The organism is Hyphomicrobium sp. (assembly GCF_003987855.1).
Lineage (GTDB): Bacteria > Pseudomonadota > Alphaproteobacteria > Rhizobiales > Hyphomicrobiaceae > Hyphomicrobium_B.
Genome location: NZ_RXIZ01000018.1, coordinates 26229 through 43976, shown reverse-complemented (window position 1 = coordinate 43976; position 17748 = coordinate 26229). Strand labels below are relative to the sequence as shown.

Here is a 17748-nt window from a genome sequence, read left to right as displayed (position 1 = left end):
CCGTCTGCGCAGCGTTGTCAGCGTTCTGCTTGATGTTGGCTGCCATCTCTTCCATCGAGGCCGAGGCCTCTTCGGCCGCCGAAGCCTGCTCGGTCGCACCCTGCGACACCTGCTCCGATGCCGACGAAAGCTGCTGGCTGCCAGATGACACGTTCTCAGAGGCAGCGATTGCATCAGTGACGACGCTGCGCAGGCGTTCCACCATGCGCTGAAGGGCAAGCCCAAGGATGTCCTTATCAGACAGCGGTTTGGGTTCGACTGTCAGATCGCCATTGGAGACCTTATCGGCAAGAAGCGCAGTTTCGCGCAGGTTTGCCGTCATGCGGTTCATCGCATCGATGAGATCTTTGATCTCGTCGTTCGTCGTAACGTCGACGTTCTGATCCAAGTCGCCGATCGACACGGCCTGCGCCAGGGCTACGCCCTTGGAGAGACCGCGAGAAACAATGACCGAGATCCAAATTGCGGCCCCAACAGATGTCAGCAGCAGGATCAACGTCGCAGCAGTCAGCAAATTGCGCGAAGTGACGTACTGGTCGTTCGTGCGCTCGTCGGTGTCTCTCATATTTTGAGCAGCAGCTGCGTCGACCTTATCGACGATATCGAACATAGCTGTGAGCTTTTTGCGACCTTCGCCCATAGATATGTTGCCGGCTTGAGCATTGGCCTCTGCAGTATTGAGCGATGCCAATCGCAATACTTCCTGATCTAAAGCGAAATATTCATCCATCGACTTCTGAAGGCCATCGATGAGCGATTTGACTGTACCGTCAGATACAGCAAGTATCTGCGGTATAAGGCCACGAACCTTCGCCGACGCTTCTTCAGCGCGCTTCTTGAATTCAGCAGTCAATTGCGCATCGTTCGTCAATGCAGCGTTCTTTTCGCTGCGCGCTACGACGTTCAAGGTATTTTGAAGATCGCTCAACAACTGCTGTTGTTTGACCGGCCCCGAGATCATGTCCGTGATCTGGCTGTTGAGCGAGCTGAGGTTGTAGATGGCGATGCCAGCCATCACTGCGGACAGCACGGTGAGGATAGAAAACGTCGACGCAAGCTTGGTCTTGATCGTGAATCGCATAGCAATGCCCTTTGAATGGAAACCTCACGGCTTCCCTGCGAATGTCATGAACGGATTGCGATAGCTTCACCGTTGCTATCGAACGGAACTCGTCATGAGTCTCGCCGGCGCATGATGCGCAGGGCATTCCAAAAAAGTGTCTTAAGCGACGGCCTTGAGCGTACCTCCCGTCGTGTGAGATCCAACAGCGAAGATGCTATGCAGATCGGGCAGCACAACGAACTCGCCGCCCCTCTTCACAAGACACTTCACGTATTCAGGCCGCCAACGCATACCGATGCTCGGCGGCGGCTCTTTCTTAGTAAGATCGAGCGTGGTCACCTCATTGACCTTATCCGTTCGCAGTCCGATGAACGTAAAGGTTCCATCGAGCTCTAATTCGATGACGACGATGCGGCTGTCGATCGTGGTCGGACCCACTTCCATTCCGAAAGCGAGATGCAGATTTGCAAGAGGAATAACCTTGCCACGGAAGTTGATAACGCCACCGACCAGAGCCGATGCGCCGGGCACTACCGTTATTGCCGTCATATCCATGATTTCACGAACGATGCTCGCTTCAAGCGCCAGCGTCTCGCCATGAAGATCGAATGTCAGAACTTCAAGCTCGTCAGACATGTCTCTTGCACCTGCGTCAGAGTTCACTGCTTCGCTCATCCTGCCTTGCGCAGCTGCGCCTCCTGATTTTGGCCCGTCTCAACAAGATGCGGAATGTCGAGGATGAGCGCTACAGCGCCATCGCCGAGGATCGTGGCGCCTGAGAACATCGCGACGTCCTCATGCAGCTTCGACATCGCCTTAATGACGGTCTGGTGATCGCCGATGATCTGATCGACGACGAGGCCGACACGTTCGGAGCCCGTCGACACAACCACGACCTTCTGATAGCGGTCAGGCTCAGTGCCCGTCTGGAAGAGCTCACGCAATCTGAGGAAGGGTACGAGTGAGTCACGAAGCGAGATGAAACTCCGGCCTCGCGACCGCATATCCTGCTCGACCGGGAGTTCCAGACACTCTTCGACAGCAGATAGAGGAATGACGTACCGGCCCTTGCCGACGCGCACAAGCAGACCATCAATGATCGCCAAGGTGAGAGGTATACGCAGAGAAACCTCAGAGCCGACGCCTGGCTTGCTCGTCAGGTCGATCGAACCACGCAAGGCTTCGACCGTACGCTTGACGACATCCATTCCCACGCCGCGCCCCGACAGGTTCGTAATGGTCTGAGCCGTGGAAAAACCTGGCTGGAAGATCAGCTGCAGAAGCTCTTGGTCGCTGAGCTGAGCGTTCGGCACGATGAGCCCTTGCGCCTCGGCTTTTGCGCGAACGCGGCCACGATCGATGCCTCGGCCGTCGTCCGTGATCGTTATCACCACTTCGCCGCCAGCATGCTGAGCAGCAAGTCGGACTTGGCCGGTTTCTGGCTTGCCCGCGGTCTTACGCTGATCCGGAGTCTCCAACCCGTGGTCGATCGAGTTCCGCACCAGATGCACGAGCGGGTCGGCAAGCCGCTCAATCACGGTTTTATCGACCTCTGTGGCCTCGCCCTCTGTCGTCAGCTCAATGCTCTTGCCGGTATCCCTCGCAAGGTCATGCACCAACCTACGGAAACGGCTGAACAGGGTCCCGACTGGAACCATACGCAGAACCATCATGGTGTTGCGCAATTCGTTCGAAAGCCGCTCGATATCTTCCGACACCGCTCTCAAGTTGAGGTCTGGACTTGCAGCTGCGATCTGGCTGAGTCGCGATTGTGCGATGACCAATTCGCCGACTCGATCCATCAATTCGTCAAGGCGCTCTGCCGGCACGCGTACACTCTCGCCGCCTTTCGGCAACGATCGGCTCTCCGCCTGGCGGGAAGCCGGCACGGGTGACGACACCTCTGCCGGCACATCAACAGCTGTCGAAGCTGCTGGTTCAATCGCCTTCGAGCCGGCTTGTTGAATCTCAAGCTTCATGTCATCGATGATGAACATGAAGACGTCTTCGATCTCAGTGCGCGGCCGATCGGAATGGAGCGTCACTCTCCACGAGACATAACATTCATTCGCGACGAGAGCATCAAGTGGTGGGACGTCCGAGACATCCGCGATGACGGTGCAGTCCCCCAGTTCTCGCATTTCTGCGAGAAGCGCCAGCGGATTGCATCCGTTGACAAGCGCGTTCGGGGGTAACGTAAAGAGAATGGTCCACTCAGTCTTATCCGCAGGTTCTGGGCCAGCAGATCCCGAAGCAATTGCCACTTCACGCTCGAGTCGCCCAAGCAAATCTTTTCCGACCGCGTCGTCACCCGCACCCCCGCCAAGCAGGGTGCGCATGTGGTCCTGCGCTGCCAGCACGACGGAAACGAGGTTCGGAGTGGCCACAACCTCTCCTTTTCGAACCTTGTCGAAAGCGGTTTCGCAATGATGCGTAAACGATGCCAGCGCATCGAAACCGAACATCGCTCCAGACCCTTTGAGCGTATGAAGGCTGCGGAAAACCTCATCCACAAGAGCCCGATCGCCGGGCTTACGCGAGAGATCCAACAAGCCTTGCTCAATACGCTCCAAGAGTTCCGCAGCTTCCACGCGGAATGTCTCGATTGCTTCTGTATTTCCCGTCATTGGCCCAGAACCTTCTTGACTATCTTAAGCAGATTGTCGGCCTGGAAAGGCTTCGTGAGCCAACCCGTTGCGCCGGCGGCTTTAGCGCGTTGCTTGAGGGCGGCATCAGATTCCGTGGTGAGAAAGATGATCGGTACGCCACCGTGCGCCGGAATTTTTCGCAGTTCTTCGATCATGGTAAGCCCGTCCATTACGGGCATGTTGAGATCGGTAATAATGAGATCGAACTTACCGGCGTTGGCTTTGCGAATTCCCTCAGCGCCGTCGCCCGCCTCAGTGACGGTATATCCGGCGCCCGTCAGCGCGACTTTGATTGCAACACGTATACTCGACGAATCGTCTACCGTTAGAATTGACCCAGCCATTTAGCGGCCCTCCAGCAACCAAAAACGCCGACCCTCATCCGATAGCCCAGCGATAAATCCTCCACGCTCCATCACATTCAATCCCCGACCCGATATCGGCGCCGAGAGCGAAAGATCGATCGATTCGCTCGTTGCATAAGCTTTTGCAGAAAGGATCAGCTGGATCCCCGCAACGTCTACGTCGGCCTCGTCATCAATCAAAAGGCGCAGGGCCCTGTTGTCCTTCAGGGCACGCCAGAGAACTTCCTTAGCCTCATTGATCGTTCGTATGGTCAAAAGACCCGAAAGATCCAAAGTGGAATCAGCGCTCTCGTTTTTATTTTGGCGCACGATTAAATGACCTCTTGCTGCGATGACCCGGAATCTGTGTGCATTTATGATATCGGTCCGAGTAATTAATTTGAGGATAATTGCACCGCGGATTTGTCTACAAACGAGACAAGATAACCTGATAGAAATCAGACTCAGGTAAGTATTATCTGCAATTACCAAAGGTAATCAGACGTAAAAAAATCCGCCGAGCGCGCCTATTGCAAGCTAAAAAACAAAGATCCCCCACGGGGTATTTAATGAATTTTAAAACCGACTCGCCGGCCATGCGATATGCAACAAAAAATGGGGCGCGGATCGTCATTATAATAATCTGAATATGTATCGCTTAACGTCCCCATATCCGACGATCGGCGGCCTGCATAAATGCATCGGACGCGCCCCGATTTAGCCGCTGAATTCTACGCCCAGGAGGACCGGATGAATTTTGACCCGCTAATTGGCGCAGGCGTGCTCGTCGCAACCGCTGCAACGGACGCGGCATATGTGAAGTTCACGGCTTCAGTTGTGAGCAGGCGTCCGCTATCAGCTGCCAATTGGAGCGGCATTTGGTACATGCTCTCCTCTTTTGCGGTGATAAGCTACACGAATAACTGGGTATACGTGGCATTCGCCATCGTAGGCTCCTGGATCGGAGCTTATGTGACGCTCAAATACTTTCACAAAGAACCTAGCCATCCGCCAGCGCCGTTAAAGCCAGAAGCTTGAGGATGCTCTCAAGAATCTTGTTATCCCGCCGGCGGGCCTAATTTCACGAGCCGCGCAATTGCCTGATCGGCATAAATCTCCAAATCCGGCAGCAAGACGACACTTTCCTGTTCGTTGGGATCGGTCCGAGCGATTATCGCAGAAATAGGCTTGTCGCTTATGTTGATAGGCAGATGCGGCACACCTGCTGGGATGTAAAATAAATCGCCGGATTTTGTGACGACGTGATGCTGAAGCTTGTCGCCGTAAAGCGCAATCGCCTCACCATCTAAAACGTAAATTGCGGTCTCGTGATTTTCATGCATATGGGCTTTGGCCCGCCCGCCCGGTGGGATGGTTAGAAGATGCATACAGATGCTTTTGGATCCGACCGTCTCCGCGGCTATCCCGCAGAAGTACGTCAAGCCCTGCTTACCATCGTATGTTTCGTCAGGCCGGATGAGCCGGCAAGTAAGCTCCGTTCTGTCCATTTGGCTCGCCACTCCTACGCCATCATCGATCGTGCTAATGTAAGCGGCTTCACCGCCTTTCGCCACCGGCCCAGCGAAACGCCATCGCCCAATCGAGATGAAAAAAGCTGTCGCAGATTGCGAGACTTGTCGCTATGCAGACCCCATGGGTTCCTACACAAACGAATTGGAAATTTTTCTCGTCGTGCCTCCTGGCCTTGAGGCCGCGCTCCAGAATGAGATCAGGGAGAAGGGTTTTAAGTCCCCTTCGATTCGCAAAGGGGGCGTAACGATCAAAGGCGGCTGGCCAGATGTCTGGCGCGCCAATCTGGAACTTCGCGGTCCCACGCGCGTCGTCGCGCGCATTACATCGTTCAGGGCATCACATCTGTCTGAACTCGACAAGCGCGCGCGCAAAGTGGGTTGGAACGCATTCCTGCGACGCGACGTACCCTTCCGAGTGGAAGCATCCTGTTCACATTCGAAAATCTATCATTCAGGCGCCGCCGAACAACGCATTCAAAGAGCAATCCAAGAAGAGCTTGGCGCTCGGTTTTATTCAAATGCTGACGTTTGCATTAGGGCTCGCATCGAGAACGACGTCTGCACAATCGCTGTCGATACCTCCGGTGATCTTCTTCACAAGCGTGGCCATAAGCAGGCAGTCAATAGAGCGCCGATGCGTGAAACCATGGCTTCTCTATTCCTACGCATGTGCGGCTATAGCGGCCACGAGTCGGTGCTGGATCCGATGTGCGGTTCCGGCACGTTCGTCATAGAGGCTGCGGAAATAGCGGCAGGTTTGCTGCCCGGCCGATCAAGGCACTTTGCATTCGAGCAACTAGCCACATTCGATCCAGTCGCGTGGCAGGCAATGCTGGCAACGGAGCCTAGTCGGGCGAATGTCCCTCGCTTCTACGGGAGCGACCGCGATGCAGGGGCAATTACAATGAGCCGAGCAAACGCGGAGCGCGCAGGCGTCGAACATTTGACTGAATTTCACGAGCTTTCGATTAAAGAGCTCAAAGCGCCGGACGGTCCTGCCGGCCTCGTCATCGCAAACCCGCCCTATGGAGATCGAATCGGCGATAAGAAACGTCTTGTCGCGCTCTATCGAAACTTTGGCGAAATCCTCATCACCAGGTTTCCAGGATGGCGGGTTGGTCTCATAACGAACGAACCGTCGCTGGCCTCGGCGACTGGACTTCCATTCGGAAAGCCCCAGGGACCAGTGGCGCACGGAGGTCTCCGCGTGAACCTCTATCTCACAGCTTCTCTAGGTGCCGAACGAAAGCAAACTTGACGGAAGACTTCTGCCGGCTCGCTAAAGACTTTCAAGCGGAACTAGCATCCTGAGCCGGATCCGCACGAAGCTGGTTCTCCTTCAAGATAAATCTTGTCCAACTCTTGCGTCATATCATCAAATGTACGTTGGGGCTTAATATTCCGCTGCAGCTGACGGAGTCGGTCTGGGCAGGCCACGAGTGCTCGAATGATTTGCGCAAGTTCTCGCGCATTACCTGGCTGAAATAGCAGTCCATCGATGTTGTGACGGACGCGTTCGGCAATACCGCCAAGACAGCTTCCAACCACAGGCACTCCCGCCGCCATCGCTTCGTAGACAGCCAAGGGGCCAGTCTCTAGCCAAATTGAAGGAACGATGCAGACGTCGTGCCGGCCTAACTCTTCTAGAATATCATCATTGCAAATCACGCGCGGCCGTTGGAGCCGAATGTCCCGATCGAACTGACGAAGCAATTTCACGCCATACGCTGTTTCCCATCCACTACCTAGAAACGAGACTTCCACAGGGACTGCGGGCGGCAGAATTCGAAACGCAGCCAGAATCGTTTCAATGCCTTTGACATCGATGCAGCGCCCCGCGAATACCAGTCGAAGCGGACGATCCTTGCTGAAGCTCTCAGGTAAGTCAGATCTCCCGACGGCAGCGGCCTGTGCGACCCCCATTTCCACAAGCGCCAACTTCGATGCTGGAACTCCATTTGTCCGAAGAACGTCAGCGATCCAGCGAGACTGAATGTGAAAAACGTCGATTAGGCTGACGGCGTGATGAAAGGAACGAATGAACTCATCGGTCATTGCGCGCGATGATACCAATCGACCAAATAACGAAGAATCAGCATGTGACCCCATTCTACTTGGATGACGGGCGAGAAATTCGGCGACAGGCCTAGGGATCCCCCGGTTAGCAAAGCGACAGCGCGTACAGCGCTCGAGTGAAAGACGGCCGTCGCATGGCGCTCGCCCGTTTTCCAGAAGACCTGTCTGTGGGCAGGAGATACCACCGGTATGATAAGTCACGACCGTACGCGCATTCACAGCCTTCGCCGCTTCTAGGTGCAACCTCCCCGCGGCCGGATTGAGCGTATGAAAATGCACGACTCGCGGACACAGTTCGCTGAACAATTCCGCGACTCCGGGTGCCTCGACCGGACAGCGGTTATAATATGCGCGTCGGTCAACTCCTCGAACTTCAGGAAGCACGCGCACTTCGAAATTCTCGCTGGATTTATCGTCATTTCCGACAGTCTGGCCACGCCCTTGACTGAGCACCACGATCGGCGTCCATCCGAGATCAGCCTGCCGACGCGCTAATCCCCGAATAAAGGTATTCGAGCCCCCGCCTCCTGAGATCGTCGAAGCGCCTACGAGATGCAGGCAGACTCGTCTCCGAAGGTCTCCCAAGCGGGCCTCAGCTGCATTCATTCAGTTAAGGGCTGCGAAACAACGGAACACTTGGCGGGCGAGGTCGGACCCATACGTTCTGTCCGGTGCTTCTGAATCCGCTGCACCGTATCGAAAATTCGCCGCTGATGCTCATTCATGGCAATAGAGAGCCGTAAGGCAGCCAGAACTGGCAGAAATGAATCGTGACGCAACCGCCAATGCAGTGCGTGCTTTAGAATTCGAATAGACCCGAGCACTGCACACCAACACGGATACTTCAGGGCCTCTGCTGTAGTTCGGTAGTGACCGACCACTTCAAACCCTGCTCCGAAGCTTCCGAAAAGCTTTTTTGCATAATCCGCGGTGAGGCGTTCCGGCGCAATATCATGCTTGAAATGCAGAGTGCTGCTGAAAAGGAGGCTGTATCCCGCGCAGGCGATACAAGCGGATATTTCTAGATCTTCCCCGGACGCGACGGTTAAACCTTTTCTGCCTGTAAGCGCTGGAAAGCCTGGTAACGAGAAAAGAAAACGCAGCGCGTCGCGGCGGACAATCATGCCCGCTCCCCATAACGCAGTGACATGGTGCTCCGTTACGTCGCCTGACGGCAGTTTCTCGATGCAGTCGAACGGCACTCCGACGGCGTAACCCCAGGAGAAGGTATAGAACCACGCCGGCAACCGTTCTGGATTGGTCGGTGTAGAGCAGCCGCCAGCAGCGCCGACACCTCCGTCCGCCATGATCCTGACGGCATTCACAAGGTAATCTTCGCTCAGCCAATTATCGTCATCGCAGAAAATGACGATGTCGTACGATGCGACCGCAGCTCCCTTTCTTCGAGCGTAGATAAGGCCTGCCTGCGGCTCACTTACGACCGAGAAGGCGAAATGGGAATTTCCAACGGCCAGCCATATCTGTTCGGAAATCTCGGCAGTGGCGTCGCTCGAGTTGTTATCAACCAGTATGATCTCAACTGGGAAATGTGCACGACACCGCGCTAGAGCTTGGAGCGTAGGCCGAACTCGTGCGGCACTGTTATGCGCGCAGATAACAACTGACACGCCAATTACTGACGCACCATATATTGAAGCTCGGTCCATCCTAAGTGCTGGCTGCACCCTGGGTAATGCGGCGCCTGATCGATCGACCAAAAAGGCGCATGTAATGATATGGACTGTAAACGCCTTCCGAAAGATTGAACTGCTTCCTAGCCAGCGGAGAGTCCGCAAAATCCATGTGTCGCGTCATCTCAGGATGAATCAGCGCCCGGATTCGCGGTTCTGTCCCTGCAAGCTCTGGATCTGAGTGTGCCGAGAACAGGTTTTGCCTGTACCAAGGCTCGATTTCGGAATCATCCCAGATATATTCACGTAGATCATCGTTACAGACGTAGCCTGCTGCGTTGAACAACCCCTGCCAATATGAAGGCCAGCGGCAGTTGACGTGGTGTTCGCCGTGCTGGCCGGGAGCCGCAGCCGAGAAGAAAACGAGGTTGCCGTGCAAACAAAGCGTCTCGATCAATGCTTCTGCCGAGCTTGAATCAAGATGTTCGGCGACTTCGAGACACAGAACCAGATCGAAGCGTCTCCCCAGAAATACTGTTTTTCTGAGATCAAAAATTCGGATGACGCTTGGGTCGATGTGAAGCTCAGACGCATCTACCGCGACTCCGTCGATGCCGGCGATATCTTCTATTCCCAATTCCCTGGCGGCGGCGAGCCAGGTCCCTCTGCCAGAGCCGACGTCCAGAAGACTGGCAATTTGCCTTCCCCTCAGCAGCTTTTCTAGTCCACTGCGCGCGCCGCGGAGCGAATGAATGTTCCGCTCACAGTGATACACAATCTCGGCCATAATGACTCAGGTGCCTCTAATTCGAAGATAGGGAACGGCACTACGGCCGTATCTCTCAATCGACTCCGCACGCTTATGGACCGCCAGATAATCATGCACAGCGCGCGTGCACCCGTCCCATGTTCCATAATCATCAATGATCACAACACCGCCGATTGCGACGCGCGGAAGCAACCCTTCGAGGCACGTCATCGTGGAGTCGTACCAATCCCCGTCGACACGAAGCAGCGCGAGTGCTCCCGTCTCGGACTTGGGAACAGTATCGTTGAACAATCCTCGATGTATCGTGCATGCGTGGCTAGTCTTTCCGACGAAAGCTATCGTTTTTCGAAACTCGTCTTCAGACGCTGTGCAGTTCTCGAAATAGGTTGGCCCACTTTTGTTGGCTTGCCAAAGTAAGGCAGCCTCGCCGTCAATCACTCTCGCTTCCGGCAAACCACTGAAGCTGTCAAAGAAATGATAGCAGCGGTCGCTACCCAAAATTTCCATCAATCCTGCAGCCATGCCGCCCCGCCAAGTCCCGCATTCCACCACTCCGTGACCTGAGAGAGCAGCTTTGCCAGCGACCAAAGAAGCTATGGCGAGATTGTCGAGGTAAGCTTGTCGAGACAGCATCGTGGATTGACGATACCGATCGTAGATGGCTTGCCACCGCGTGGCCTCAGCTCTGGTTTGAAGCGCGCGCCGAAGCCTTATCGCTGCACGAACACCGATTTAGCGATCACTCATTGATTTAGGCCGCTGAAACGGCTTCGCTTGGCATCACGCGCCAACTTGCTGGCCAGTCCAAATGTCCAAGAGCTGAAACAGGTGGACGCAGATGATCGCTTGCATCTTCGCCGAAGGCGATGCTCAAGACATCCAATTTTGAATCAAGGTCCTCGTGCCAGTCAGCCAGCCAAGCCGAGATGTGGTAGGTCCCTGCTGAAAGCGGCAATCCCTTGGCTTCGCATCGCAGACTACCCACGGAAAAGCCCTTCATAGAATGGTTGCTTGGATGAAATCTGCTATTTGATCCCCAGACCGGTTCGCCGGTATCCGCCCGCAAGACCACGCCTCGGACCGCAGTCTGTAGGGGTCTTGGTGAAACGAAACCAATCTCTATCACCAAAGAGCGATCGCAAAGCCCGTCGCGGTCGACGCGGACAAACGAAATTGACGGTCGCGAGTCGTTTGGAGCAAACGACACGGAATATTCCCCGGCATTCGAACTGATGTAACGTCGGATGACAGCATCGACCGGGGCATCAATAACAATTTCGCCTCCGGACATTAGCAGCGCCCGGTTACAAAGGCTTCGCACGGCCGCGAGATTATGACTGACAAAAAGAACGGTCCGCCCCTCACCCGCGACGTTCTTCATCTTGCCCAAGCACTTCTGCTGAAACTCCTTGTCCCCCACAGCCAAAACTTCATCGACGACCAGAATCTCCGGCTCAAGATGCGCCGCGACCGCAAACGCTAGCCGCACATACATTCCGCTGGAGTACCGTTTAACCGGCGTATCGAGAAACCTCTCGACCTCGGCGAACGAAACGATTTCATCGAACTTTCGTCGGATCTCCGCGTGCCTCATGCCGAGAATGGCACCGTTCAAATATATATTCTCCCGGCCTGTGAGTTCGGGATGAAACCCCGTACCAACCTCGAGCAGGCTAGCAATTCGGCCGCGAACAGAAACGCGTCCTTGCGTCGGGTCGGTTATGCGCGAGAGAACTTTAAGCAATGTCGACTTGCCAGCGCCGTTTCGCCCCACGATACCAACCACGTCACCGCGGGAAACCCGGAACGAAACATCTCTAAGGGCCCAGAACTCCTCGAACTCGGCGGAAGGTGCGCGAGACTTCCGCATAAGCGCGTCGATGCTCATGCGCAGGCCGCTCTTTGCGGCACTTGAAATGACGTCTCGCAAAGCCTTGTAGCGGTCTCGCCTTTGGCGCGCGATGGAATACCTCTTCGAGAGGCCTTCGACTCGAATGACGCTTGTGTCCATCGTGTACTGCTTGTGTTGCCTATATGATGTCGGCAAACGAACGCTCCGTGCGACGAAAATATCGAACGCCAACCCAGAGCAAGAATAGGGACGCCCCAGCACTCGCGAGCAAACCCCATACATCGAGCTCCGCGGTGCCAAGCAGACACCACCGAAATCCGTCGATGACACCAACGATTGGATTGAGGCTGTACAAAACACGAAGTTGGTCAGGGACGACGTCGCTTGAGAAACCAACTGGCGAGACGTAAAGGCCAAACTGAATGACGAACGGAATGATATATCGAACGTCGCGATACTTGACATTCAACGCCGTAATCAGGAGCGCAGGTCCAAGACTGGCTATCACGGCGAATAAAATGAAGACCGGGAGAAGCGCGACGTGCCAGCTAGGCGCATACTCATACCATGCGACGAGACCAAAGAAGATCAGCAAGTTTGCGCCGAAATCAACAAGGGCGACGACGCTCGCAGACACCGGAACGATAATCCGAGGGAAGTAGACCTTGCTGATCAGATTGGAATTACTCACGAGGCTATTGGATGCTTCGCTGAGGATGCTTGAGAAAAGGAACCATGGCAGCAAACCTGCGAAGACCAGGATTGGATATGGCGCGTTGCCCTCACTCGGCAGTTTCGCAAGTTTGCCGAACACAACGGTGAATACGACCATCGTCAATAGCGGCCTGATGATGGCCCAGGCTATTCCGATAAGAGTTTGTTTGTATCTCACGGCAACGTCGCGCCAAGCGAGAACGGCAAACAACTCCCGGTAATGCCAAAGGTCGATCCAATATCTCTGCTCCGGACCTCCGGCCTCGATGACAAGCAGACGGGATGATTGATCAGACGACAATGGAGAGTGCTGAAGCCCAAAAGCCCGCAATTGACGAGCGGCATGTTTGGCGAAGCTGTGCGATATCCAATCTACCGAACGCCGGGTGAATTGCTTCACCCAGCCACAGCCATAGGTTGCAACCGATGCAGCCATTCGCCGACATCGTCAACCTTTTTCTTCCCCGCTCTAGCGGAAATTGTGAGTTTACCCACACGCCTGCGCAGAACCGCTCGCTCGAGCCTTAACCAACCGCGCACCGATAGCTCGCCCGCGCATAGATCGCGATACATACTGTCAGCCTACGATCTATACGGGCATCGAATTGGGGACGCGGAATAATCAATCCTCAACTCTGATAGCTGAAACGAATGCACACCTCGATTGGTCAAGCTATGGCTGCCTTAGCCATTCAAATTGCCCTAAACTTTTTTGCCAATTGAGCGTTTCAGGATATGGACCGACAGTGATCCTGAGTAAGGAAAATCAAGACGTCCAAAAAAGAGGCCCACAAACGTGGCGAAAAAGACGTCGCGTTCGGAAGTCCGCCGCAGATGATCTGAGGCCTCTAGACCTCCCGGTTTTTCTCATCAGTCCAAATCAAGATTCAAATCTGCCTCTCGAATACCTCGAGGCGGATGCGGATCCAGTCGAACTGCAAGCCTCTTCTCTTCCGTACGCCAGCGGGAAGGTGCAATCGACTTACACCGCAGCGAAGAACTACCTCTCATCTATCCAGCAGCACACTCGGTCGCGACTTGATAAATTGGCCGACAAAAAGCGGCGCGACGAAATTGCAAGACTTGGCTTGGCAGCTCTGCTCATCCCGATTTTGATCCTGCTAATGCCTGCTCGCCTGCAACCGATCAGCGAAAAGACACCGACGTCCCAGCCTGCTCAACCGCACCCTGACTTCAACCTGGAGAACCGCCTGTCATTCGCCGAGCCTCTCCGTAACAAGCTTCTTGCCCAGGCAATAACCTCAAGCCTCAAGGAAGAACCGCCACAGAAGAAAACCGACGCGGGTCCAATGCTCGAAGGCATGGCTGAGCCAAGAGAAACCGAGGCGTTAGCAGCGGCTGCCGCTGTTAAGCTCGATGACCAAGAAAGCTGGGATCAAGTCAATTGGCGCTATCCGTTCGACAGCACGAACTATGTGCCGATACGCCTTCCCGCGACGGCTGCCGAGTCGTTTCGGGCCGAAGCCCAACTAACGATACTCAACGATCAGAACAACAAGATTGCTGAGGTCGACGCAGCTCCCGCGAAACCAGCGCCCATAAAAAAGCACGCCATTCAGAAGTACAAGAGAGCAATTGCTCAAAAGCGACGTAGCCAGCCTGCCAGCCAAATGACCGCCTCTGCTTCGCCTCCGCCTGCGGTACCTCAACAGCCCAACCTGCCGCCACCGCCGATATTATTCTTCCTTGGTGCTCCCCCGCCGACGAATGCGAACTCGCCCTGATCGCAAGCGTGTCCGCACTCGATGGCGATGAACTCAGCCTACCACCACCTCGCTGATCTGCATGACCGGCGTCAGATCGGTATAGTTCTTGATGTCCGCGAGTATCTCTTTGGCGTGAGGCCCGAAGCCCGCTTGAAAGGCTTCAATTGAATCAGAAAATATGTGGCACATGCCGATATAGGTTGGCTGCGTTCCCGGCGCGCCGCCGGCGAGACCCTTGTCCACCGTGTAGTATTTGCACGCGTCGCCCATCTTCGCTTTCACCATAGGCATATGCTGATCGCGATAATACGCATGATCAAAGCGCGCGTTTGGCGCGAACGGATACATGACGCTGACTTTAATCATTTTGAATTCCTCATCTGTCGGGATTTGAGCTTCTGTTGAACTGATTAGCGGCGGGACATTTCCCTGATCATAGAGAGCGACGACCAATGCCTCGTGGGAGCGTCTCTCTTGGCGGAATAGCCGCGCATTGCCTACTTGCCTATTCCCTTACGTTGTACCGATTTGAAACGCAGGTAGGAACACAATCGCCTTAGAGAAACCAGTGTTCCGGTATTTGCGCTCTCGGATGGCCGAACACGCCAGAAAAGTGCTGGCACGATAGCTGCAAGATGAGCGCAACCAAAGCATAGATCGGATTAGTCGTTTAGGTTTCTCTCGGTGGCTCCGTCCTTTTCAGCGTTAAGAGTGCCGAGCCGCAAAGCGGTTCGATGCTTCGCGCAGAAAAATCGGCCTCACAGATTTAACCAACTCTTAACGACGATATTGAATGCCGTTCCGGTCCGGCTTAGCTCGAACTCAAAGAGTATGCGCAGGAGGCCGGCGTGCAGTTTATTATCGATTGTTTCAAAGCTTTATGGCACTGCGTTGGAGATCCGGGCACTCCAAGCGGCCCCCATCCAGCGCCTGAAATCAACGCGGCCAGCAGCGTCGCCGTCGTTGCACTACTTCTTAGCGTCACGGCTGTCGTCTATAGGCAATGGCAACAGGGACAGCGCTAAGACACGGATATACGCTGCTGATGGGCTGAGGGGCCACGCAGCATGACATCCGCGACGAGATCACCTTCGCCTCAGCTTAGACTCGCGGCCTGCTGCTCTCTCGCCGTGGTTGAGCTTCTTGCGACGACCTTGTTCGCGCGCCTACCGGACGTGTGGAACATCTGGCCGGTCATTGGGGTCGCACATGCTGCTGTCAAAATCCTTGTGCTCTCGCTCGCGATCTTCGCGCTCATTAGTTGGCCGAAACGGGCAGAAATCATAAGCGCTTTCAATAACAGCACAGTCGACGCGCCTGTGCTGCCAACAGCCGCCGTAAGCATAGCGGCGGTGCTCTGCACGGCGCTCATCCGCTACTACATTGCCGAAGCTCCCCAAGACACTACGACATTGGCGAGCTACCTTTATGCTGCCACGCTCTCAACAGCAGTTGTGTCGTTGTTGCTAGTCGGCGCACCAATCTCGTTCTGGCGGATCATCGCACGCACATGCCGGCTTGAACTTGTTCTTTCGCTATTCTTCGGGCTGTTCGGACTCGTCGTAGGCGAGCTTCTGAAAAGGGCCGGCGGAAGCTTCTTCTCAGAAGAAAACTGGGCCGAACTCTCACATGCCACGCTGCAGCTTTCGTATTGGATCGCGAAATCCATCGACAGCGGCACCTTCATGGATCATGGCACGCGCATACTCGGCGCCGGTAACTTCAGCGTTCAGATCTTCGCTGCATGTTCCGGCTACGAGGGCATGATACTCATCGCCGTCTTTCTCGTCGGATACATCCTGTTGTTTCGCAAGGCGCTGCGGTTTCCCAATGTGCTGGTGCTTTTCCCGCTAGCGATGACCGCGATATGGATCCTGAATAGTTTCAGGATTGCATTTCTGATCCTCATCGGCGCCCATCTATCTCCTGAAATCGCACTTGGGGGGTTCCATTCCCAGTTCGGCTGGATCAGCTTTCTGCTCGTGGCGATCACCATAATGACGTTTGCCCAGCGATTGTCGTTCTTCGGCGCGACGGCAAACGCGCACGCGGCCGGAAATAGCGAAACAGCGCAGCTCAGCGTAGAGACGAACCCCGCTCTCGTCTATTTGGCGCCCTTCATCGCGTTGATGGCAGCACAGATCGCAACGCGAGTTGCAGCTCCGCAGGACTATCTCCTCTATCCGTTGAAGGTCGCCGCGGTTCTAGTCGTTCTAACCGTTATGCGCGGCGTCTACACGCGGTTCCTATCGGTGCCTGCGTTGAGTTCGATCATCCTCGGCGCTATTGCTGGTTTCATATGGGTGACGACTGATCCAACGGTCGGATCACAGTCCCCACTGTCTGCATCCCTCGGTGGTCTTGCTCCCACCGTTGTGGTTGCCTGGCTGATCGTTAGGGGCCTCGGCACCATCGTGACTGTGCCGATCGCGGAAGAACTTGCGTTTCGAGGCTTCCTCTACCGTTCGCTGATTGCATCGCGATTTGAAGAGGTCGACGCCCGAACGTTCCGGTTCTTAGCGCTGATAATATCTTCAGCGCTCTTCGGATTGATGCATGACAGATGGCTCGCGGCAACGCTTGCGGGCGCGCTCTATGCCCTCATCATGATCCGACGCGGCAAAATTGAAGATGCGATTGCCGCTCACATGACAACGAACGCGGTTATCTTTGCCTGGGCGATTGCTGCAGATCAATGGTCGCTTCTATAAGCCAGGCACGCAATCAGGCTTTGGCGAATATCATATCCAGCTGCATTTCGAAAAGCGCACCGATGTCCACCGGATTGGCCCGGTCGAGGAACTTGTTGATCACGATTCCCGCCCATATTGGGGCCAGCAAAAGATGCGGATTCTTATAGAGGCGGTCGTCGGATAACTCACCTGACTGCTTCGCCGCTAACGCCAATCTTTTCACCCTCTGCAACAATGGATCGAGCACATCGCGGCGATAAATCTCCACGAGTGCGGGAAAACGAGCACCTTCGGCAATCACCACACGCGCGATCTCCGCGCGGCTCTTCTTCTCGATCGCATGTATCGTGACGACGAGCGTTCGCCGCAAAAAGTCTTCGACCTTCTCCCCGGCCTTTCGCTTGGCATCATCGACGTCGAGATGCGCATTCACGATTTCCTGCTGCACGACCGCGGAGAAAAGAGCTTCCTTGGTAGTGAAATAGCGGTAGATCAAGCCCTTCGCCACGCCAGCCCGCTTGGCAACGGTTTCGATAGCTGTATTCGCGAAACCTCGTTCCAGAAACTCTGACAAGGCGGCATCAACGATTGCCTGCCGCGTCAAAGCTGTCTTTTCGGGGCTCGTTCCACGTCGGCGCACAACGGGCTTATCTCGGAGAGCCAACTTGGGTTTTCGATCCATTCGACTTTTCGCCGGCA

18 protein-coding genes are annotated in these 17748 nt (G+C 55.1%); 4 read left to right on the top strand and 14 right to left on the bottom strand.

What is annotated here, in order from left to right; translation table 11 throughout:
• The 5 genes from EKK30_RS16655 to EKK30_RS16635 form a co-directional block, all read right to left on the bottom strand.
• Window positions 1-1081: MCP four helix bundle domain-containing protein (locus tag EKK30_RS16655; RefSeq protein ID WP_290986706.1), on the bottom strand; the 1081-nt coding region annotated here is incomplete at its 3' end.
• 141 nt (window positions 1082-1222) lie between these two features.
• Entirely contained in the window at window positions 1223-1699 is a 477-nt protein-coding gene (locus tag EKK30_RS16650) for a chemotaxis protein CheW (protein WP_290986704.1), read from the bottom strand.
• Window positions 1700-1734: 35 nt separating this feature from the next.
• Window positions 1735-3690, bottom strand: a complete 1956-nt coding sequence (locus tag EKK30_RS16645) for a chemotaxis protein CheA (RefSeq protein ID WP_290986703.1) — start codon at window positions 3688-3690, stop codon at window positions 1735-1737.
• Window positions 3687-4055, bottom strand: a complete 369-nt coding sequence (locus EKK30_RS16640) for a response regulator (RefSeq protein ID WP_290986702.1) — start codon at window positions 4053-4055, stop codon at window positions 3687-3689. The genes EKK30_RS16645 and EKK30_RS16640 overlap by 4 nt, the downstream gene beginning before the upstream one ends.
• Window positions 4056-4385: a hypothetical protein gene (locus tag EKK30_RS16635; protein WP_290986701.1), complete on the bottom strand. Its 330-nt coding sequence runs from the start codon at window positions 4383-4385 to the stop codon at window positions 4056-4058.
• A 420-nt stretch (window positions 4386-4805) separates the two neighbouring features.
• On the opposite strand from EKK30_RS16635, the gene EKK30_RS16630 reads away from it, so the two are divergent.
• A complete protein-coding gene (locus tag EKK30_RS16630; RefSeq protein ID WP_290986699.1) occupies window positions 4806-5093 on the top strand; it encodes a hypothetical protein in 288 nt (95 codons plus the stop codon).
• Between the two features lie 20 nt (window positions 5094-5113).
• Here EKK30_RS16630 and EKK30_RS16625 read toward each other — a convergent pair whose 3' ends face one another.
• Complete coding sequence (locus EKK30_RS16625; protein WP_290986698.1) at window positions 5114-5563, bottom strand: cupin domain-containing protein; 450 nt, start codon at window positions 5561-5563, stop codon at window positions 5114-5116.
• Between the two features lie 145 nt (window positions 5564-5708).
• Between EKK30_RS16625 and EKK30_RS16620 the strand changes: the two genes are divergently transcribed.
• Window positions 5709-6845 carry a class I SAM-dependent RNA methyltransferase gene (locus EKK30_RS16620; protein ID WP_290986697.1) on the top strand — a complete coding sequence of 379 codons (1137 nt, stop codon included), beginning with the start codon at window positions 5709-5711 and terminating at the stop codon, window positions 6843-6845.
• A 41-nt stretch (window positions 6846-6886) separates the two neighbouring features.
• Here EKK30_RS16620 and EKK30_RS16615 read toward each other — a convergent pair whose 3' ends face one another.
• The 6 genes from EKK30_RS16615 to EKK30_RS16590 form a co-directional block, all read right to left on the bottom strand.
• A complete protein-coding gene (locus EKK30_RS16615) occupies window positions 6887-8269 on the bottom strand; it encodes a glycosyltransferase (RefSeq protein WP_290986696.1) in 1383 nt (460 codons plus the stop codon).
• The gene (locus tag EKK30_RS16610; protein WP_290986695.1) at window positions 8266-9291 is read right to left on the bottom strand and encodes a glycosyltransferase; all 1026 of its coding nucleotides are present in this window, start codon (window positions 9289-9291) and stop codon (window positions 8266-8268) included. Before EKK30_RS16610 ends, EKK30_RS16615 begins: the two co-directional genes overlap by 4 nt.
• A 40-nt stretch (window positions 9292-9331) precedes the next feature.
• Complete coding sequence (locus EKK30_RS16605) at window positions 9332-10081, bottom strand: methyltransferase domain-containing protein (RefSeq protein ID WP_290986694.1); 750 nt, start codon at window positions 10079-10081, stop codon at window positions 9332-9334.
• Between the two features lie 6 nt (window positions 10082-10087).
• Complete coding sequence (locus EKK30_RS16600) at window positions 10088-10723, bottom strand: TylF/MycF/NovP-related O-methyltransferase (RefSeq protein ID WP_366927359.1); 636 nt, start codon at window positions 10721-10723, stop codon at window positions 10088-10090.
• Between the two features lie 91 nt (window positions 10724-10814).
• A complete protein-coding gene (locus EKK30_RS16595) occupies window positions 10815-12074 on the bottom strand; it encodes a polysaccharide ABC transporter ATP-binding protein (protein WP_366927357.1) in 1260 nt (419 codons plus the stop codon).
• A 19-nt stretch (window positions 12075-12093) separates the two neighbouring features.
• Window positions 12094-13065, bottom strand: coding sequence for an ABC transporter permease (locus tag EKK30_RS16590; RefSeq protein WP_290986691.1), 972 nt, complete (start codon window positions 13063-13065; stop codon window positions 12094-12096).
• 610 nt (window positions 13066-13675) lie between these two features.
• On the opposite strand from EKK30_RS16590, the gene EKK30_RS16585 reads away from it, so the two are divergent.
• Complete coding sequence (locus tag EKK30_RS16585) at window positions 13676-14374, top strand: hypothetical protein (RefSeq protein ID WP_290986690.1); 699 nt, start codon at window positions 13676-13678, stop codon at window positions 14372-14374.
• A gap of 33 nt (window positions 14375-14407) precedes the next feature.
• Here EKK30_RS16585 and EKK30_RS16580 read toward each other — a convergent pair whose 3' ends face one another.
• The gene (locus EKK30_RS16580) at window positions 14408-14722 is read right to left on the bottom strand and encodes an EthD family reductase (RefSeq protein ID WP_290986689.1); all 315 of its coding nucleotides are present in this window, start codon (window positions 14720-14722) and stop codon (window positions 14408-14410) included.
• A 701-nt stretch (window positions 14723-15423) separates the two neighbouring features.
• Here EKK30_RS16580 and xrtE point away from each other — a divergent pair.
• Window positions 15424-17067, top strand: a complete 1644-nt coding sequence (gene xrtE / locus EKK30_RS16575; protein ID WP_290986688.1) for an exosortase E/protease, VPEID-CTERM system — start codon at window positions 15424-15426, stop codon at window positions 17065-17067.
• 13 nt (window positions 17068-17080) lie between these two features.
• On the opposite strand, the gene EKK30_RS16570 is transcribed toward xrtE, so the two are convergent.
• Entirely contained in the window at window positions 17081-17731 is a 651-nt protein-coding gene (locus EKK30_RS16570) for a TetR/AcrR family transcriptional regulator (RefSeq protein ID WP_290986687.1), read from the bottom strand.
• Window positions 17732-17748: the final 17 nt, after the last annotated feature.